This is a genomic window from Plantactinospora sp. CA-294935, assembly GCF_050936445.1.
GTDB lineage: Bacteria > Actinomycetota > Actinomycetes > Mycobacteriales > Micromonosporaceae > Plantactinospora.
The window spans coordinates 5,597,277-5,616,539 of the sequence record NZ_JBNJMU010000001.1 but is presented as its reverse complement, the minus strand read 5'-3'; the positions used below and the strand labels follow the sequence as shown (position 1 = coordinate 5,616,539).

At 73.3% G+C, this 19,263-nt stretch carries 9 protein-coding genes; 4 read left to right on the top strand and 5 right to left on the bottom strand.

Translation table 11 applies throughout. The features are described 5' to 3' along the window. Positions 1–19 precede the first annotated feature (19 nt). From ACQEVC_RS25185 to ACQEVC_RS25175, 3 genes are read left to right on the top strand one after another with little or no spacing between them, the layout of a single operon-like run. Positions 20–1,210: an ATP-binding protein gene (locus ACQEVC_RS25185; protein ID WP_432881846.1), complete on the top strand. Its 1,191-nt coding sequence runs from the start codon at positions 20–22 to the stop codon at positions 1,208–1,210. Further along, positions 1,207–5,283, top strand: a complete 4,077-nt coding sequence (locus tag ACQEVC_RS25180; RefSeq protein ID WP_432881844.1) for a DUF5682 family protein — start codon at positions 1,207–1,209, stop codon at positions 5,281–5,283. The genes ACQEVC_RS25185 and ACQEVC_RS25180 overlap by 4 nt, the downstream gene beginning before the upstream one ends. Then, positions 5,280–7,217: a hypothetical protein gene (locus ACQEVC_RS25175; RefSeq protein ID WP_432881842.1), complete on the top strand. Its 1,938-nt coding sequence runs from the start codon at positions 5,280–5,282 to the stop codon at positions 7,215–7,217. The genes ACQEVC_RS25180 and ACQEVC_RS25175 overlap by 4 nt, the downstream gene beginning before the upstream one ends. 184 nt (positions 7,218–7,401) lie before the next feature. Here the strand turns inward: ACQEVC_RS25175 and ACQEVC_RS25170 are convergent, their stop codons facing one another. Further along, positions 7,402–9,909, bottom strand: coding sequence for a S8 family serine peptidase (locus ACQEVC_RS25170; RefSeq protein WP_432881840.1), 2,508 nt, complete (start codon positions 9,907–9,909; stop codon positions 7,402–7,404). 129 nt (positions 9,910–10,038) lie between these two features. Between ACQEVC_RS25170 and ACQEVC_RS25165 the strand changes: the two genes are divergently transcribed. Next, entirely contained in the window at positions 10,039–11,997 is a 1,959-nt protein-coding gene (locus ACQEVC_RS25165) for a sigma-70 family RNA polymerase sigma factor (RefSeq protein ID WP_432881838.1), read from the top strand. A gap of 236 nt (positions 11,998–12,233) precedes the next feature. Here the strand turns inward: ACQEVC_RS25165 and ACQEVC_RS25160 are convergent, their stop codons facing one another. The 4 genes from ACQEVC_RS25160 to ACQEVC_RS25145 all read right to left on the bottom strand — a co-directional run bounded on the left by ACQEVC_RS25160 (position 12,234) and on the right by ACQEVC_RS25145 (position 19,239). Further along, a complete protein-coding gene (locus tag ACQEVC_RS25160; RefSeq protein WP_432881835.1) occupies positions 12,234–13,181 on the bottom strand; it encodes a sensor histidine kinase in 948 nt (315 codons plus the stop codon). Positions 13,182–13,286: 105 nt separating this feature from the next. Further along, positions 13,287–14,498 carry a glycoside hydrolase family 1 protein gene (locus ACQEVC_RS25155; RefSeq protein WP_432881832.1) on the bottom strand — a complete coding sequence of 404 codons (1,212 nt, stop codon included), beginning with the start codon at positions 14,496–14,498 and terminating at the stop codon, positions 13,287–13,289. Between the two features lie 65 nt (positions 14,499–14,563). Next, positions 14,564–17,758, bottom strand: a complete 3,195-nt coding sequence (locus ACQEVC_RS25150) for a family 78 glycoside hydrolase catalytic domain (RefSeq protein WP_432881830.1) — start codon at positions 17,756–17,758, stop codon at positions 14,564–14,566. Between the two features lie 215 nt (positions 17,759–17,973). Continuing rightward, a complete protein-coding gene (locus ACQEVC_RS25145; RefSeq protein WP_432881827.1) occupies positions 17,974–19,239 on the bottom strand; it encodes an ABC transporter substrate-binding protein in 1,266 nt (421 codons plus the stop codon). Positions 19,240–19,263: the final 24 nt, after the last annotated feature.

The window sequence follows — 19,263 nt, the reverse complement described above, 5'->3', positions numbered from 1 at the left end:
AGAGAGATCGAGGAATCCCGTGACCGTGACGGAACACGTCCGCCCCACCGCGGTGCCGGAGACCGCCGCCCAGGTCCTTTCCGCCGAACAGCGGTACGCCGACGAACTGGCCTTCCTGGCCGCGTACGACGGCGGAGCCCGGCCACCGGGCTGGGCGCTGACCCCACGCGCCGTGGTCACCTTCGTCCAGGGCAGCGACGGCGAGGCGTTGAAGCTGCCCGCCGACCGGCGTACCGGTCCGGACGGCACCGAGCTGCCGGCCAGCATGACCATCCTGCCGAAGTTCGTCGGTGAACGGAGCCTGGTCGAGCGGTGTGTGATCACCCTGGCCGGTGAGCGAGGGCTGCTGCTGGTGGGCGAGCCCGGTACCGCCAAGTCGATGCTCTCCGAGCTGCTGGCCGCGGCGGTCTGCGGCACCAGCGCGCTGACCGTGCAGGGCACCGCCGGCACCACCGAGGACGCCTTCCGGTACGGCTGGAACTACGCCCTGCTGCTCGCCCAGGGCCCGACCCCGCAGGCGCTGGTCGACTCGCCGGTGCTGACCGCGATGCGCACCGGCCGGGTGGTCCGGATCGAGGAGGTGACCCGCTGCCTGCCCGAGGTCCAAGACGCGCTGGTATCCGTCCTGTCCGACCGGCGGATGAACGTACCGGAGCTGGTCGGCACCGGGGACGGCCTGATCCGCGCGATGCCCGGGTTCACCGTGATCGCCACCGCGAACCTGCGGGACCGGGGCGTGTCGGAGATGTCCTCGGCACTCAAGCGCCGGTTCAACTTCGAGACCATCCACCCGATCTCCGACGCGGAGACCGAGACCGACCTGGTCCGCCGGCAGGCCACCGCCGCCGTGCAGCGCGCCGGTGCGGCGTACACGGTGGACGACGCGGTGCTGGACGCGCTGGTCACCGTGTTCCGCGACCTGCGTTCCGGCCGGTCGGGCGAGAACTGGGACGTGGAGCGGCCCGGCACGGTGATGTCGACCGCCGAGGCCGTGCAGGTGGCGGTGTCGCTCGGACTGGCCGCCGCGTACCTGCCCGCCGGGGACGCGCTCGACCTGGTCCCGGGGCACCTGCTCGGCGTGGTCCGCAAGGACGACGAGAACGACCACGCCCGGCTGCTCGGCTACTGGGACGGCCCGGTGCGCCGCCGTGCCGAGGACGGCTCGGCGATGTGGCGCCGGCTCTGGGACCTGCGGGAGAGCCTGCGGTGACGACCCTCTCCAGTTCGTCCATCGGTGCGGCTGCCCCGGCCGCCGCACCCCGGACCGTCGATCCGGCGCCGGCCGACCCGCGAGCCGTCGTCGACACGCTCGCCGATTCGGTCCGGCCGTACCTGATCGGGGTGCGGCACCACAGCCCGGCCCTCGCGGCGACGGTCCCGGCCCTGCTGGACGCCGCCGGGGCGGAGGTGGTCTGCATCGAACTGCCGGCCGACTTCCAGCGCTGGCTGCCGTATCTGTCCGACCCCGCCGCCCGGGCCCCGCTGGCCCTGGTCGGCAGCCACGGCACGGACGGGCCGATGGGCTTCTACCCGTTCGCCGACTTCTCGCCGGAACTGGCCGCGATCCGCTGGGCCCGGCAGCGCGGCGTCGAGGTGGTCTGCTGCGACCTGCCGCTGACCGACCCCGGCTGGACCGCGGACGCCACCGCCCCGACCATCGACACCGACCCGGCCATCGACACCGGCACCGAACCGACCACCGGGTCCGAGCCGGCCGCGAGTTCCGAGTCGACCGCCGGGTCCGAGTCGACCGCCGGGTCCGAGTCGACCGCCGGGTCCGAGTCGACCGCCGGGTCCGAGCCGGCTGCCGGTGGCGATCCCGCCCCGGGCGCCGGTACGCCGGTCTCCGGTCCGCGCCGGTCCGGCTACGCCGCCGCACTGGGTGCCAGCAGCACCGGCCGGGACGGCGACGACCTGTGGGACCGGGTGGTCGAGGTGCGTGCCCCGGGCTGCCCGCCCGAGGCGGTCCGCCGGGCGGCCCTCGGCGTCGGCTGGGCGATGCGTACCGACAGCGCCAGCGGCGACGGCGTACCGGCCCGGGACCTGGCGCGCGAGCGGCACATGCGTCGGGTGCTGGCCGAGGCCGGCTCGACCGGTCGGCGGGTCGCCGCCGTCGTCGGCGCCTTCCACGCCCCGGCGCTGCTCGCTGCCGCGTCGACCGACGTCGGCGCCGACGACCGCCCGACGCGGGCCGCCGGCACGGTCGGCGGCACCACGCCGGAGTACACCGTGGATGACGGCGGGGATCGGACGCCCGGCCCGGTCGGCGGCGATCCGGCGGCCGCCGCCGCGCCCACCCGGACCGGCGCCGCCCCGTCCGCTCCGGTCCGGTCCGTGACGACCCAGCCCCGGCCGGCCATCGACGGCGGCGACGACGGTACCGCGATCACCTCGTTGGTGCCGTACGCGTTCGACCTGCTCGACTCCCGTTCCGGCTACCCGGCCGGGATCCGCGACCCGCGCTGGCAGCAGTCCGTCTTCAGCGCCGGCGGCGATCCGGAACGGATCCGGGCCGCCGCCGCCCGGGCGGTCACCGACCTGTGCCGGGAACTCCGCTCGGCCGGCCACCCCGCCGGCACCGGCGAGGCCGCCGAGACGGTACGGCTGGCCGACGACCTGGCCCGGCTGCGGAACCTGCCCGCCCCCGGCCGTGGCGAGGTGCTCGAGGCGGTGACCACCGTGCTCGGCCAGGGTGAGCTGCTCGGCCGCGGTCGAGCGCTGGCCACCGCGCTGGAGACCGTGCTGGTCGGTGCCGAGCGGGGCCGCATCGCCCCCGGTACGCCCCGGTCCGGGCTCGGTCCCGCGGTCGAGGCGGAACTCAGCGCGTTGCGGCTGCCCGACCCGGACAACCCGAAGTCCCGCGAGTTCCGGCTGGACCCGCTGCGCACCGAGCTGGACGGGCGGCGGGAGATCCTGCTGCAACGCCTCCAGCTCTGCGGCGTCGGCTACGGCGAGCCGATCGCGGTCTCCGGCACCGGCGACGGTGCCGCCCTGACCACCCGCTGGCAGCTCGCCTGGACGCCGTCCGTGGCGGCCCGGCTGGACCTGGTCGGCGTACGCGGGGTGACCGCTGCGCTGGCCGCGGCCGGTACCCTGCGGGAACGGTTCCGCCGGGAGGCCGCCGACGGTGGCCCCACCGCCGCGCAACTGCTCACCGGGCTGCGCGACGCCGCCCGGTGCGACCTGCCCGAGATGGTCACCGACCGGCTCGAACTGGCCGCCACGGTGCTGCCGGACACCGGCACCCTGCCCGAGTTGCTGGCCGCACTGGACCTGCTGGAGGCGCTGCGCCGGGAACACCTGCCCGGCACCACCTCCGCCGGCCGGGCCCGGGCGGCCGAGCTGGCCGTCGTACTGCTGGACGCCGCGGTACGCGGGCTGCCCGGCTTGGCCGGCAGCGATGTTCCGGCCGATGCCGCCGCACTGGTCGACCTGGCGGTGCGGGCCGGCGAGGATCGGATCGGGCTGCGCCTGGACGAGGCGCTCGGTCAGCTGGCCCGGACCGGTTCGTCGCTGATCCAGGGCGCCGCCCTGGCCGCCCGGGTGCTGCTCGACCTGACCGATCTGGAGACCTTGGGCACCCGGGTGGCCGGTTGGGTCGATACGGCGACCGGACCGGATACCCGACGACACCTGCGCGGGCTGCTCGGTGGGCTGCTCACCGCGGCGCACCCGCTGCTGCAGTCCGCCCCGGCCGTGCTGGACCCGTTGCTGGAGCGGATCGAGCGGCTCACCGACACCGAGTTCCTGGACCGGCTGCCGGCGCTGCGTGGCGGGTTCGACGTGCTCACCCCGGCGGCCCGGGGCCGACTGCTGCACACCGTCTCCGATCGGCTGGCCGACCGGCTCGACCTGACCCTGCCCGCCTCGCCCGAACTGCTCGCCCGCTGGGCCGCCGCCGACGGGGCTGGCCGGGCCGCTCTGGCCGCCCGCAACATCCCGATCCCGGGCACGCCCACCGACTCCACCGACGCGCCGGCCGGCTCCGCAAATGCGCCGACCGGCACCGACACCCCCGATACGCCGACCGGCACCGACACCCCCGATACGCCGACCGGCACCGACGCCCCCGATACGCCGACCGGCACCGACGCCCTCGATACGCCGACCGGCACCGACGCCCCGGCCGGCACCGACGCCGAACCCGGCTCGGACGGCACGTCGGCCGCCCAGCTCACCCCCACCCACCGCTGGCGACTGCTGCTCGGCCGTCAGTCCGACCGGTTGCCGACCGACGCCCGCCGCTACGCGCGGGCCCTCGACGAGCTGTACGGGGCGGGCCAGGGCGAGGGCGTCATCGACCTCGGCCAGGCGGCCGGCGGCGGCCAGGAAGCCTCCTTTCCGACCGCGCGCGAGTGGGCCGACGAACTCGAGGCACTGTTCGGCACCTCGGTACGTGAGGAGGTGATCGCCCGGGCAGCCGAGAACGGTCGTACCGACGTGCTCACCGAACTCGACCCGGCCGCGGTACGCCCCTCGATGGAGCTGCTGACCTCGGTGCTGTCGCTGGCCGGTGGCCTGCCCGAGGGGCACCTGGCCAAGCTACGGCCACTGGTCCGGCGGCTCGTCGACGAGCTGACCAAGCAGTTGGCCACCCAGCTACGCCCGGCGTTGACCGGGCTGACCAACCCGCGCCCGTCCCGCCGTCCCGGCGGCCGGATCAACCTCGCCCGGACGCTGCGGGCGAACCTGGCGCACACCCAGCGGCTCGGCGACGGCCGGACGGTGGTGGTGCCGGAACGCCCGGTCTTCAACACCCGGGTCCGCAAGGAGGCCGACTGGCGGCTGGTGCTGGTGGTCGACGTGTCCGGCTCGATGGAGGCGTCCGTGGTGTGGTCGGCGTTGACCGCCGCCGTACTGGCCGGGGTGCCCACGCTCTCCACCCACTTCCTCGCCTTCTCCACCATGGTGGCCGACCTGACCGACCGGGTCGACGACCCGCTGTCACTGCTGCTGGAGGTACGCGTCGGCGGCGGTACGCACATCGCCGCCGGGCTGGCCGCCGCCCGCGCACTGGTGACCGTGCCGAGCCGCACCATCGTCGCGGTGGTCAGCGACTTCGAGGAGGGGTACCCGCTGGCCGGGCTGCTCGGTGAGGTGCGCACGCTGGCCAGTTCCGGCGTACACCTGCTCGGCTGTGCCGCGCTGAACGACAGCGGAGTGCCCTGCTATTCGGTACCGGTCGCCCAGCAACTCGTCGCGGCCGGGATGCCGGTCGCCGCTCTCAGCCCGCTCGAACTCGCCCGCTGGGTGGGCGACCGCGTACGCGGAGGATCACGTTGACGCCACGCACGCCCACCACCACAGACGCCGACCGGCTGCCGCCGGTGCTGCCGAGGGTCGTCGCCGCGGCGGTGGCGGCCCTGCCGCCCCGGCTGCACAAGCGGCTGGACGCCACCATCGAACGGCTGGCCGGGGTACCGGCCGACCGGATCGACGGTGGCGTGTCGGTCTACTGCGGCCCCGAGGCCCTGGTCACGCTGACGCCCGGACCGACCGGCGCGGTCACCGACCCGGAGCAGGCACGGTGTAGCTGCCTGTTGGCGCCCCGCTGTCTGCACCGGACCGCCATCCTGGTCGCCTCTCCGGTCGCCGACCCGGCCGCCCACCCCGACCCGGCGTCCCACACCGCCGCATCGTCCACCCCGGGCGGCACCGGCGCGCCCACCGGGCGTAGGGGCCGGTCCGGGCGCACCGGAAGATCGGCTGGCGCGGACCGGGCGCCCGCCGGCCGGAGTACGGCGCCGACGAAGGCGCAACGGGCCGCCGCCACCGCGCTGTGGCGGGCCGCCGCCGCGGTGCTCGCGGCCGGCGCGCCGGCTGTCGGCGCGGTTCCCCAGGCCGAACTGCTGCGCGCCGCGCACAGTGCCCGGCTGGCCGGACTACCCCGAGCCGAGAGCGCCACGCTACGGGCGGTACGCGGCCTGCGCGCCCACCGGGAACGACAGGCCGGTCACCGGCTGGCCGAGCTGGTCGACGTGCTGCACGACCTGCTGTACGTGGCCGGCCGGCTCGCCGCCGGCGACCCCGATCCAGCGCTGGTCGGCATCCTCCGCCGGACCTACCAGCCGGACGGCACACTGGAGGTGTACGGCGTCTGCCGGGAGCCGGTGATCAGCACGACCGGGTACGCCGGAGTAGTCACCCACCTGATCGCGGCCGACGGGCGCCAACTCTCCTTCAACGACGTGAAACCGGGCGGCCCGGACCGGGCACGGGACTGCGCCCGGGCGGTCACCGAGATGGGCGCGGTCGCGGTCAACCACGCGGTGCTGGCCCGCGGCGGTCTGCGGATCACCGGTACCACCGTCTCCCCCGACGGCCGGCTCGGCGCCGGCAAGGGGGTCCGGGCCACCCCGCTCGGCGGGACCGACTGGTCCGTCGGACCGCTGGCGGAGCTGTTCGCCCGCCCGCTCGCCGAGGTGGTGACCGCCCAACTCGCCGCCGACGACCCGGAGGATCCGGCCCGGGCCGGAACGGCACTGGCCGGCTGTGACCTGATGGTGGTCGGTGCCGCCGGTGACCAGGTGCTGGCCCGCGAACTGGCCCCCGGCACCGAGACCGGGCCGGACCGTACGCCGGTGCCGGACGGGCCGGTGATCCGGTTGGTGCCGGTCAACCCCCACCCGGTACTCGCCCACGTGGCCAACCTGCGACGGCTCGCCTCCTGGCCGGGTCTGCGGATCCGGGTGGTCGGCCGGCTGGACCCGGCCCGGCCCAGCACGTTGCACCCGCTCGCGGTCGGCCCGGTGCCCGGTGCTGTCGCGACGTTGCGGTTGCCGCCGGACTGGCACGGCCGGGCCGACCTCGGCTACGACCAGCTCCAGGGCGGCCACCTCCCGCCCCGCGACCCTGCCGCGATGGCCCAGCCGGTGCTCGCCGCCGGCGTCGATGCGGTTGCGGAGTCCCCGCTGTGGCGGGTCCGCCGGCTGGTGGAACTGGCCGTCTCCGGCGGTCGGCGTGCCGTCGGCGAGGCGGCCCGCAGCGAGGGCGCCGAACTGGCCGGTCCGCTGCGCCGGGCCGGCTTCACCACCGCCGCCACGGTGGCCGCCGCGCTCGCCGACGAGTCCGACCGGCGTGGCCGGGACGTGTTCGGCCGACTTGCCGATCCCGACCCGGACCGGTACGCCTGGGCCTGGCTCGCCGCGACCGCCCACCTCGCCGCCACCGAGCGGGCGCTGATCCGGTCCTCCTGGACCGACCCACCCGTCGGCTGAACTGTTCAGGTTCCGGGGCCGACCGAGCACCGACACCGTCCGGATCGGTGCCGTCCCGCGGCACCATGACGCCGGGCCCGTGGTGTGGAACCACGGGCCCGTACGGTCGGTCAGGTTGCCCGGGCGGGGGACGCGGACATCTTCCAGGTGCCGCCGGGACGTGCGGTGGTGGACGAACCTGCGGTCAGGGCGTAACCGCCAGGATCTCCACCGGTACGGAGTCCACCCCGACCAGCCCGGTCGAGTCGAAGACCTCCAGCCACACCGACCAGGTGGTGGTGGTGCTTCCGCTGTCCAGCAGCACAAGCTCGGCGGTGAGGTTCGCGCAGCTCTTCGGCAACACCACGTCGTTGTCGAGCGGCCCACCGGTCGGCACCGCGCTGCCCTGGCAGAGCACCTTCTTGACCCCGCCGTTGCCGTACGCGGTCCACCGGTAGCGGGTCCCGGCGATCGCCCCGTCCTCGGCGTCGGTGCCGGTGCCGGCGAACGTGATCGACTCTGGTTCGCCGGTGCTGGTCAGCTTCAGCACCGACGCCGGCTGGACGATCGTGGCGGTCGGCCGGGCCTGCCCGGCGGGCACCGCCGCCACCATGAACACGCGCTGCGCACTTGGCCCGCCCGCCGTGAACGTCACGGTGTACGTCCCCGGGGTCACCAGGTTGGCCGGCAGGCTGGTCTGGTGGCCGGTCTTCTGGAGTACCACCGTGTCGCCCCGGCGGACGGTCCAGGACGTCTCCGCGTCCGGCACCGGGTTGAAGGTGTCGGGGTCGACGGAGGTGCCGACCAGACTGACCGACTGACCCGCGGCGAGCGTCAGCCCGGCCGGCGGCGAGACGATGGCCGCCTTGGTCGGGCTGTCCAGCACCGTGACGGTGACCGCCGCCGACCCGGTGCGGCCCAGGCTGTCGGTGGCGTTGGCCGTGATGACGTGCGTGCCGGCGGAGAGCGAAGGCACGAACGTCATCGCCCCCTCGCCCAGCTTGCCGTCGAGGTTGCTGGTCCAGGTGAGCGGGATCTCCTTGCCGAGGAAGTCGGTCGCCGTACCCCACAGGTCCACCGACTGGTGCACGCCGAACTGCTGCTTGGTCTTCGGCGTGGTGATGCTCACCGAGGGCTTCTCGACCTTGACCCCCAGCGCCTTGGCGACGGCGGACAGGGCGTCGACCCGGCGCTGGCTGCCGGTCACCTTGGCACCGAGCCCGCCGACGTGGGCGGTGCTGTTGAGGATGTCGCGGACCTCGGCGGAGGTCAGGGTCGGGTCGGCGGCCCGCACCAGGGCGGCGACGCCGGCCACGAACGGCGCGGCCACGCTGGTGCCGCAGGTGCTCTTCGTCGCGTTGTTCGCCGGGTTGCCGGGGCCGGCGAGGGTCCGGACGCACATCGGGCCGTAGATCTCCACCGAGGTGTCGAGATCGCTGGTGCCGAAGTTCGATCCGCCCGACACCGTCGCGTCCGTGTTCATGCCGCCCACACAGATCACCTGGGGGCTCTCGCACGGTACGTGCAGGGTGGCGGCGTCGATGTTCAGGCTGTCGTTGCCGGCGGAAGCGACGATCAGCGCCCCGGTGTCCCGGACGCGCTTCATCCGCCGGTCCGTGAAGTGGCTGCCCCACGCCTTGCCGATGTTCACCTGACGGCTGAAGCTGAGGTTGACCACGTCCGGGTGGGTCGCCTCGGCGGCCTTCTCCAACCGGCGCAGGACCGTCCAGTAGTCGATCCCGTTGCGGACGGCGACGAGTTCCTCGACCACCGGTCCGGCCGGTCCGGCGGTGCCGTAGTCGTTGTCGACCCGCCCCATCCCGGCGAGCGTCACGTCGGTGGCGTGCCACGGACAGGCAGCGCCGCCGGTGCAGTCGTTGACGTTGGGCTCGCCCCACTCCGCCCCGTGCAGCGACACCTTGGTCGGGAAGTCGGCATTGGACTTGAACCCGCCGTCGAGCACCAGGTACCTCACCTGCTTGGTCAGCTTGCCCTTGGACTGGAGTAGCTGCCAGGCCGGCGCGACTCCGATGTCCATCGCCCCGCCGGCACGCATGTACGACCAGTCGAAGACGTTCTTCGCGATGTCGGGAGCCTCGAACACCTCGCCGTCGGCGATGCCGGACGGCTCCACCAGCCAGTCGAGAACCAGCTCGGTCCCGGCCCGCCACTCGGCCGCGGCCAGCGCGAGCAGCCGCAGGGCCCGCTCGTCGCCGACCCGGTACGCCCCGGACTGACCCGGCTCGGCGGCGAGCAGGTCGGCGACCAGTCCCGCCGGGTCGGCGAGGCTGGCGTCGACCCGTACCAGATGGTCCTGACCCTGCTCGTCCGGCGCGAACGAGTCGAGCACCTGCCCGTCCCAACGGGCCAGGAAGGCATCCAACGCCGCCTGGTCGGCCACCCGCACGATCACCTCGTCGAGTACCAGGCCGGCCGGCGCGCCGTCTGGTCCGGCCACTACCCCGATCTCCCGGTTGGTGCCGAGCCGACCGACCGGGTCGAGCGGCAGCCGCGGCGCGGACAGCCGCTGGTCGACCCGGAAGGCCAGCGGTTCCTCGCGGGTCGTGCTGGCCGGGCCGCCGGGTACCGTCGCCGCGGCGGCGTCCACCGTGGTGTTGGCGACGAGCCCACCGGCGAGCACCGCCACCACGGCGGCGGCCAACAGCCGGCGTGGGCCGGCGACCGGATTGCGGGCGGAACGTGTCACAGTCATGGGCGTCTCCTCGATCTCGTCGGTGCGGTGACACCGGTAGGAGCCCGAGCGGGTCGGCATGCCAACAGAAAGACCCCAGGAAGTTTTTTCTTCGTTCTACTGGACCGGTCGACGAGCGATGGAGCGCTGATGGATACGGCGGCACCGGACGACCGGACACTGGTCGAGGCGATGCGTCGAGGCGACCGGGCCGGTCTGGAAGGGCTGTACCGGCGGTACGCCGACCGGCTCTACACGTACGCCCGGGCGATGCTGCGTGAGCAGGAGGCGGCGGCGGACGCGCTGCACGACGCGTTCCTCGTCGCCGGCCAGCGCATCGACCAGCTCCGCGACCCCGACCGGCTGCGTCCCTGGCTCTACGCGATCGTGCGCACCGAATGCCTCCGGCAACTGCGGGAACGGTCCCGCTCCTCGCCGCTGGAGCAGGCCGACGAGCCGGTGGCCGACACCGCCGACCCGGGTACCGGCGTCAACGCCGACCAGGTGCGCGACCTCGTACACCTCGCGACCGCCGCGCTCAACCCCGGCGACCGCGAGGTGGTCCACCTGGCGATCCGGCACGACCTGTCCGCTGTCGACATCGGCGCGGCGCTCGGAGTGCCCACCAACCACGCACACGCGCGGCTGTCCCGGGCCCGGTCACAACTCGAACGGGCGCTCGGCGCGCTGCTCGTCGCCCGCAGCGGCGCCCGGGACTGCCCGGCGCTGGCCGACCTGCTGGACGGCTGGCAGGGCCGGCTCACCCCGACCCTGCGCAAGCGGGTCTCCCGGCACATCGACGGCTGCGCCAGTTGTGGTCTGCTCCGACGCGAACAGCTCAACCCGGCGGCGCTGCTGTCCGCGTACACGGCGCCTGCGTTCCTCGCCGTCGCCGGCACGGTGTGGTCGAGCCCGGCCGAGACCGGCGCGACCGACGCCCCGGCGGACGCCGACGGTGGTTCGGCAGACGCGGTCGACGATTCAGCGGACGCGACCGATGCCCCAGCCGGCCCGCCGGACGGAGCCGGCCACGCGGCCAGCGACGACGCGACCGGCGGCCAGGCCGGACTCGAGCCGTCTCCCGCCGCGCCGCCAGCCGGACCCACCAACCCGGCGGACGACGCGACAGCGCGCGAACCGAGCGCAGGATCTGGGCAGCAGCCGAGCCAGGAATCCGGAGACGAACCGGGCAAGGAACCCCTAGATGCGCCGGGCAAGGCGTCCGGGAACGGGGCGAATGCCGGACCGGCGCAGGGGGCGAGCGCGAGGTCCGGCGATGCGCCCACCCCAGCATTGGCCGACGGACCGACTGCGCGGCCGGCGAGCGGCGCGGCGGCGCCGACAGCCGCAGCCCATCCCGTCCGTCCGACCTCCGACGTGGCGAGCCGTGGCCGGCGCCGACGGCGGTTGGCCGCGACCGCCGGCCTGCTGGTAGTCCTCACGGTGGGAGTCTGGGCGTTCGGGCCTGACCGACCGACCGCCGACGAGGCGGCGGCGACCTCCGGCGTACCGGTCGAGAGGTCCGGTCCCCCGGCCGGCGGGCCGTCGCTGCCGGCGGTCACCACCCCCGCTGCCGGTCCGGTAGCCCGACCGACGTCGACGCCCGGCCCGGTCGGCACCGACGGCCCGTCCGTCACCCCGGGCACGCCCGGCGCCGCGGCCGGGAGCACCGGCCCGGCCGCCGGTTCGGCCGAGTCAGCCGCACCGCCCAGGTCGCCGGCCGCGCCGGAACCGGCCGCGTCCCGGCCGACGGCACCCCGGCCGACGGCACCCCGGCCAACCGCGCCACGGCCGACCGCCGGGCCGCAGTTGGCCATCGCGTTCACGGTTACGGCGAGCGCGCACGTCCGGTGTGGTCAGGACACGTACAACCTGGTCGTACAGGCCACCGCCAGTGCCGCGATCGGGGCCGCACAGGTGCGCTGGACGCCAGCCGGGGCCGCCACGTCCAGCCAGGCCATCACCGTGGACGGATCCGCCGCCCGGGGGACCGTGGGACGGTTGCGCGCGTCGACGCTGACCTGGACGGTACGGGCGACGGCCAGCGACGGCCGTACCGCGGAGAGCCCCACGTACCGGCTCACCAACCCGTGCGTACGGCCGGGCTAGGCTAGCCCGGGTGTTTCACGAGTGGTGATCCACATTGCGGGCGGGAATGACGAAAGTGCCTTCTGAGCTGGTACGGCGTCGCTCGTACTGGAGTAGCTCTTCGCCAGGTACCGTGAGGGCGGCGGCGTCGAGGAACCGCTCGGCCTGCCAGAGCACGGGTCCGGCCCGGTGGTGATACCGCCAGCGGTGACCAGGTCGCCGTGGCCGATGGCCCGGGCGAGGGGATAACGGCGTCTCTATCCCGACGATCCATACACTCTTCCTCTGCGCAGGTGGCGCCGCGCCCGACAGCCCCACGAAAAGATGGTCGTGACTAAACGCGCCGGAGATCCTGTGTGGCCGCCGAACTCGGCGGCCCGATCCGCCATGCCGCGCAGGCCGTTGCCCGGGACCGGGACCGGGGATGTCCGACCGTCGTCGCGTACCCGTAGCCGCAACACGCTTCCTCGTCGTCCCAGGTCCACCGTGATCCGCCGGGCGTGTACGGCATGCCGGACGGTATTGGTCACCGCCTCCTGGACGATCCGGAAGGCCGCCCTGTCCACCGCCGCCGGCAGCTCACCCTGCTCGCCTCGCACGACCACGGTCAACCCGGCCGACCCACCGGCCCGGACCAGCTCTCCCAGCCGGGCCAGACCCGCCGGCTCCGGGTCCCCGGCAACCGTCGGTCGGCCGATCGGACTACTCAACGCGGCCACCGAGGCCCGGAGATCGGCCAGCGCTGTCCGGCTGGCATCCTTGATCGCCAGCAGCGCCTCCCTGGCCTGATCGGGGCGCTGGTCGGCAACGTGGGCGGCGACCCCGGCCTGCACGTTAATCACCGCGAGACCGTGCGTGACGACGTCGTGCACCTCGTACGCCATCCGCTGCCGCTCCTGCTCGGCCCGCGACCGGGCCACGGCCTCCGCACGCTCGACCGCGCTGGCCTGGGAACGCCGGACCGCCCGTACGATCATCCCGCCGGCCGTCACGGTGGCGGTCATCCACACCAAATCCTGCGGCTGCGGACCGCCTCCGCCGGCCCCGACCGTGCCGGCAGCGGTCAACGCCACCACGAACCCGCCACCCACCGCCCACCACCACGGGCAGGAAGCCGCCACGGTGTACAGCGCCAGCCCGACGAGCGGCCCCACCGAACCGCCGGCCCCGCCGACCGGATGACAGACGAACGCCGTCGTCGCCACCGCCAACACCGGAAGCGGACACTGCCGACGCCACACGGCCGCGCCGGTCGCCAAGCACCACCAGGAGCGGTCCGGCCGCCACGAACCCCGGAGTCTGTATGCGTGTCAACCGTGGATCCTTGCTGGCAGCCGTCCGATGGCCGCGATCCTGGCGAAGGCGTGCGCGCTGGGCTTGGGAACCCGCGCCAGGTCGTTGGCGTGGTCGACGGCGACGAGGCCGAACTTCGGTCGGTAGCCTTCGCTCCACTCGAAGTTGTCGAAGGCGGACCAGTGCAGGTAGCCGCGTACGTCGACGCCTTCGGCGCGAGCCTGGGCGAGTGCGGCGAGGTGGCTGTGCAGGTAGTCGACGCGTTCGGTGTCGTCTTCGGTGGCGATGCCGTTTTCGGTGACGTAGAGGGGTAGGCCGGTTCGGGCGGCGTGGTGCAGCATCTGTCGCAGTCCGTCGGGGTAGGTGGCCCAGCCCATCTGGGTGCGGGTGAAGCCGTCGGGTGGGTCGGCGAAGAAGGTGGGCGAGGCGGGGTCGACCCACTGCTTGCGGTAGTACTGCACGCCGAGCCAGTCGCCGGGGTCGGGGCCGGTGAGGCCGTCGAGGTACAGGTCGACGATCTCGTGTTGCATGAGGCGGTGGAAGGCGTGGCTGGCGTCGTCGTCTCGGATGGGTGCGAGCAGGGGGAGGTTCACGGCGAGGCCGACTCGGGACTGCGGTGCCGCCTCGCGGACCGCGTGGACGGCGCTGTGGTGTGCGGCCAGCAGGGTACGGCCGGCGCGTTTCCACAGGGTGGGGTTGGTGATCCCGGGTGGGTGGTAGCCCTCCAGGTAGCCGTGCAGTGCCACCATCTGCGGCTCGTTGATGGTGCACACGTACGGCATCAGGTCGCCGAGTTCGCAGGCGACGTACCGGCAATAGCGGGCGAACACCTCGACGGCCTGCGGGGCGAGCCAGCCCCCGGCGGCGGCGAACCAGCGTGGAAGCGTGAAGTGGTGCAGGGTCACGAACGCGGTCATGCCGGTGCCGGCGAGCGCGGTCAGCACCCGCCGGTAGTGACCGACGGCGGCACGGCTGAACTCGCCGGGCGCCGGTTCGATGCGCGCCCATTCGACGGAGAGGCGGTGGGCGTTGTGGCCGAGGGAGGCCAGCAGGGCGAAGTCGTCGGCGTACCGGTGGTAGTGGTCGATGGCGTCGGCGGAGGGTTCCCGGGCGGCGGTGCGCGGGTCGTGTTCGAAGTCCCACCAGTCGCTGTTGACGTTGCCGCCCTCGACCTGGTGGGCAGAGGTGGCGGTACCCCAGAGAAAGTCGGCGGGGAAGTCGGCGCCCACGCTGCTCCGATCGGCGAAGAGGGCGTGGTCTGGCCCGCCGTGGGACGGGCCAGACCACGCCAGGGCTATGCGTTGCGGGTGGTGAAGGTGTAGGTGCCGGAGGCGACCCGGTAGACGGTGTAGCCGTTGTCGACGCGGACGTAGTCGGCCCGGTCCGGCGTGCCGACGACTCGGCCGCCCCTGGTCGGTACCCAGACCTCGGCGCTGGTGTTGGTGGGGACGGTGACGGTGAGCCGGAACGAGTGCGCGCTCTTGCGCCATTCGGCGCGGGCCTCGCCGGCCGGGGTGTGGTAGCTGCCCCTGGCGTAGGTCAGGTCACCCACGGCCTTCGGCTGGAAGACCAGTTTCCGGTACGCGGTCGAGCCGGCTGCCTCGCGGATGCCGGCGATTCCGCTGTGGAACCATTCCTCGATCTGGGCGAGGATCATGTGGTTCTTCGAGTCGCCACGGTTCCACCGCTCCCCGATCGTCGTCATGCCGCCGGGGTTGGCGGTGGTGGACTCCATGAAGTAGCCGTAGCTGGGCTGCTCGTCCTCCTGGAGCAGGTCCCACAGCACGTCGTCGCGGCCCGCCGCGGCCAGCGCCCGCACGGTGGGCGCCATGCCGATGGTGCCGCCGCTGAAGTGCGGCCCGTCGCCGCTGGGGTGGAACGCGTAGACCAGTTCGACCAGCGCGTCCAGCACGGCACCGCGCTCACTGTCCGGGACGAGCCCGGCGTCGAGGGCGAGGGCCTGCGCGGCCTGGGTGGCGCCGGTGGTGCCGGCGTTGCCGTCCGTGGTGTAGCGGCGCAGCGTGCTGTTGTAGAAGTGTGCGTTGAACGCCGCCTTGATGTCGTCGGCCAGTGTCGAGTACTTCTCGGCGTCGGCGGTGTGCCCGGTCAGCCGGGCCATTGTGGCGAGCTTGCTGATCATCACGTAATAGCCCCAGGTGCCGGTGATCCGGCCGGAGGTCTGGTCGGCCGAGACCCAGTCGGCGAGGGCGGCGTCGACGATGTGCGCGTCGGCGCCGGTACCGACCTTCTGCCGCTGGATGTAGTCGGCGAAGGTGGTCATGTGGTCGTAGTAGCGGACCATGGTCTGGGTGTCGCCGTAGAGCTCGTAGAGCATCGCCGGTACCAGGATGATGGCATTGCCCCAGTTGATCTCGTCACCGAAGCGGCCGCTGTAGCCCCAGTCGTAGACCGGGGTTTTGAGGGCCACGTTGCCGAACATCGGGGTGTCCGCCCGGGACTGCCCCTCGACCAGGTGGTGCATGGTGGTGCGCAGGTACGCGGCGAGCTGGTGGTTGCGGTGGATCGCGCCCATCGGCATCGTGTAGTCCGCCGGGTAGGAGAGCTTCTCCCGCCCCGGGCAGTCGGTGAAGACCGACATGACGTTGCCGGCGAACGAGTAGCGGGCCATCTTGTTGATCCGGTTGATCCGGGCGTTCGAGGTGACCACCTCACCGGCGACCGGCGTGGCCGCCTGCAACCGCAGACCCGTCACCGTCTCCTTGGTCGGCACGTACCCGTCGGGCAGGCCGGTGACCTGGACCCACTGCATCCCGAAGTAGGTGAAGTCCGGACGCCAGGTCTCCCCGCCCGGCAGCCCGGCCGTGGTGTACGTGTTGAACAGGTCGACACCCCGGCTCCCGCCGCCGCCGCGCAGCGACGCCTGGTCGACCGTGCCGTCCGGGGCGAGGGACTCGGCTGGTGACATCCGTACGGTGGTCCCGGCCGGCACCCCCGCAAGCCGCAGTTGGGGCCAGCCGACGATGTTCTGCCCGAAGTCGAAGACCCAGGTGCCGGGGACGGGGTTGGTCACCGACACCGGGGTGAACGTCTCGACGACCTTCACTGGTTCGGCGGCCCGGGCGACCAGCCGGGTGGCCAGGTTCGGTGGCGGGGCGATCCCCGCGTCGACCCAGCCGGTGGCGGTACCGTCACGGCGTTTCGCGGTCGCCGACAGGTCGGATCCCGGCTGGTCCCACCCGGGCTGCTCGCGCCGGGCGTCGTAGTCGGCGCCGGAGTACCAGGCGTCGGTGACCAGCGGCCCGAGAGCGGCCCGCCAGCGACGGTCGGAGACGACGACGTCACTGCTCCCGTTGCTGTACAGGATCTCCAGCCGGGCGATCAGGCGCGGGGTGACCGCCGCACCCGCACTCGCGTCGCTTGCCGCGATGTTGTTGCCCGACCCGGTCACCAGCGCCCCGGCGGTGTGCGGCTTGGTCAGTCCCGGCGTGAAGGTGATGCCGGTGCCGTCCGGGCCGGCGGTGCCGATCGCGGTGATGACCCGGGACTCCAACCGGTCACCGCCCTCGCCGGTGTCGACGTTGATGGTGCCGCCCACGTGGTAGTTGGCGACGCTGTCCAGCTTCACGGTGGTCGCGCCGGTCTCGGCGTCGGCGACCAGCGCACCGCTGCCCTTGAGCTGGCTCTGCCACCACGAGTACGGCGCGGTCCGGCCGACCGCCGGGTTGGTGACGCTGCGGCGCACGTACGCGGGCCCGTTGCCGAGCTGGACGCCGAGGGTGTTGCCGCCCCTGCGGAGCTGCTCGGTGACGTCGTAGGCCCGGTACTCGCTGGAGAGCTGGTAGTTGGAGTTGCCGGGCGCGAGGACCTCGTCGGTGAGCGTGCGTCCGTTGAGGGTGGGCTTGTGCAGGCCCACGCCGGAGAGGTAGAGGCGGGCACCGGCGACCGTGCGACGGTGGTCGACGCTGAACTGGCGGGCGAAAATCGGCATCGGCTGGGCTTCGGTACGGCCGGGGTACTCGATCCAGCGCGCCGCTCCCCAGTCGGCCGGCGTGAGCAGACCCATCTCCCAGCCGGACGTCCCGCTCCAGTCGGAGGCCCGCCGGTCGGCGTCCCAGACGCGGACCTGCCACACGACCTGCTGGCGGGAGCCGAGGGGCCGTCCGGCGTACGGGATGCCGGTCTGCCGGTCGGAGGTCACCCTGCCGGAGTCCCAGAGCACCCGGCCGCGCTGGAGGTCACGCACGCTGCCGGCGGCCCGGATCTGGTAGGCGGTCTGCCGGTCGCCGGGGCAGGCCGCCCGGGAGTGCGGTCGGTGGCACGGATGGCTCGCGGCGCGCCGCGTCTGCGCGATCTGCCAGCCGAGGGTCGGCGTCGGGTTGTCGATGCCGAGCGGTGCGTCGTGCCGGCCGTCGACCTGGAGGTTGACCACCTGCACCTGGGGTTGGCCGCCGCCGTGCCCGGCGGCCGGGGCGGGGTTGAGCGCCTGCGACGCGAGCAGGGCCACGCACACCCCTACTCCCGCCAGCACGCGCCGACGATTCCTGGCTGTTGACACTGGTGCCCTCCCTTGACGCCGGCCACCCTCAGGCGCCGGCGAATGCTGCGTCTGATCGGTCGTGCTGGTAGTGCGGTGGCCCCGCAACCGGGTGTGCCACGGAGTGCGGTTGCCCGGTCGGTGCTGCGGGTGCCCCCGCCGGCGGTGGCGCCGCCGGCGGGGCCGGTGCGGCATGGAGACGTCGGGGGTTAGCTGCCGGCCTTGTAGTCGGCGTCCATCGCGGCGAGGACCTTGTCCGGGTTGGACTGGTTGCTGAAGATCTCCTGCAGGCCGGAGAGCATGGTCTGCTGCACCTTGGCGTTGGGCCACAGTTGGTCCATGAACGGCACGGTCCGGTTGCCCTGGATGAAGGTGTTCAGTTCGGCGATGCCCGGATCGACGGCGGAGCCGCTGTCGGGCAGGGAGGGCAGGCTGCCCTGCTTGCCGTTGAACACCTTCATGCCCTCCGGTGACATGACGAAGTTGACGAACTTCAGCGCGAGTTCCTTGTTCTTGGCCTTGGCGTTCACGCCGTAGCCGGCGCCCGCGGCGGCGGGCATGAAGAACGACGCGGGGTCGTCGGTGGCGGGCAGCGGCTTGAGGACGTAGGTGCTGGCCGGGTTCTTGCCCTTCAGCAGGGCGACGACCCAGTTGCCCTGGATGATGCCGAGGGTCTTGCCGGTGGCGGCGAGTTCCTGGCTGGCCTCGTAGCTGGTGCCGAGCGGGTTGCGCTGGAAGCAGCCGCTGCTGTTCATCTCCTGGTACTTGGCCATCGCGGTCGTCCACGGCGAGTTGGCGAAGGTGGCCTGGCCGGCCTGCATCCTGGTGTCGAAGTCCCGGTCGGCGGAGTACACGGTAGTGGCGACCAGCGCGTACAGGACCAACTGGGTGACCCAGTTGTCCTGGATGCCGAGCGCGAACGCGGGGGTGCCCTTGCCGGTGGCCGCTTTGCAGAACGCCAGCAGATCGGTCCAGGTACCCGGCGGCTGCAGCCCGGCCTTCTTCATGGCCTGCTCGTTGTAGAGGGCGCCGATGCCGTTGAGCCCGAAGAGCGCGTTGTAGGTCTTGCCCTCGTACTGGGCGACGCTCCTGACCGCGTCCGGCAGCTTGGCCGCCCACGGCTGGTCGGACAGGTCCAGCAGGTAGCCGGGCTTGGCCAGCACGTACGTGGCACCGGGGTTGCCGTTGCCGGGCCACACCGTCATCACGTCCGGCGCGGTGCCGGAGGCCAGCTGGGTACGGATCTGCTGCTGGTACTGGTCCGCGCCGCTGGTGGTGAAGTTGACCTTCACGCCGGGGTTGGCGGCCTCGAATGCCTTCACGACGTCCTCGATCGAGCCCTGATCGACCGAGGCGAGGGTCAGGGTCTTGCTGTCGCCGCCGCCGGAGCCGGCGTTGGTGCCGCTGCTGCACGCGGCGAGCAGGCTCGCCACGGTGACGGCCGCTACCACGGCCGGCAGTGTGCGTATCTTCATGGTGTCTCCCATGGGGGGAAGGAG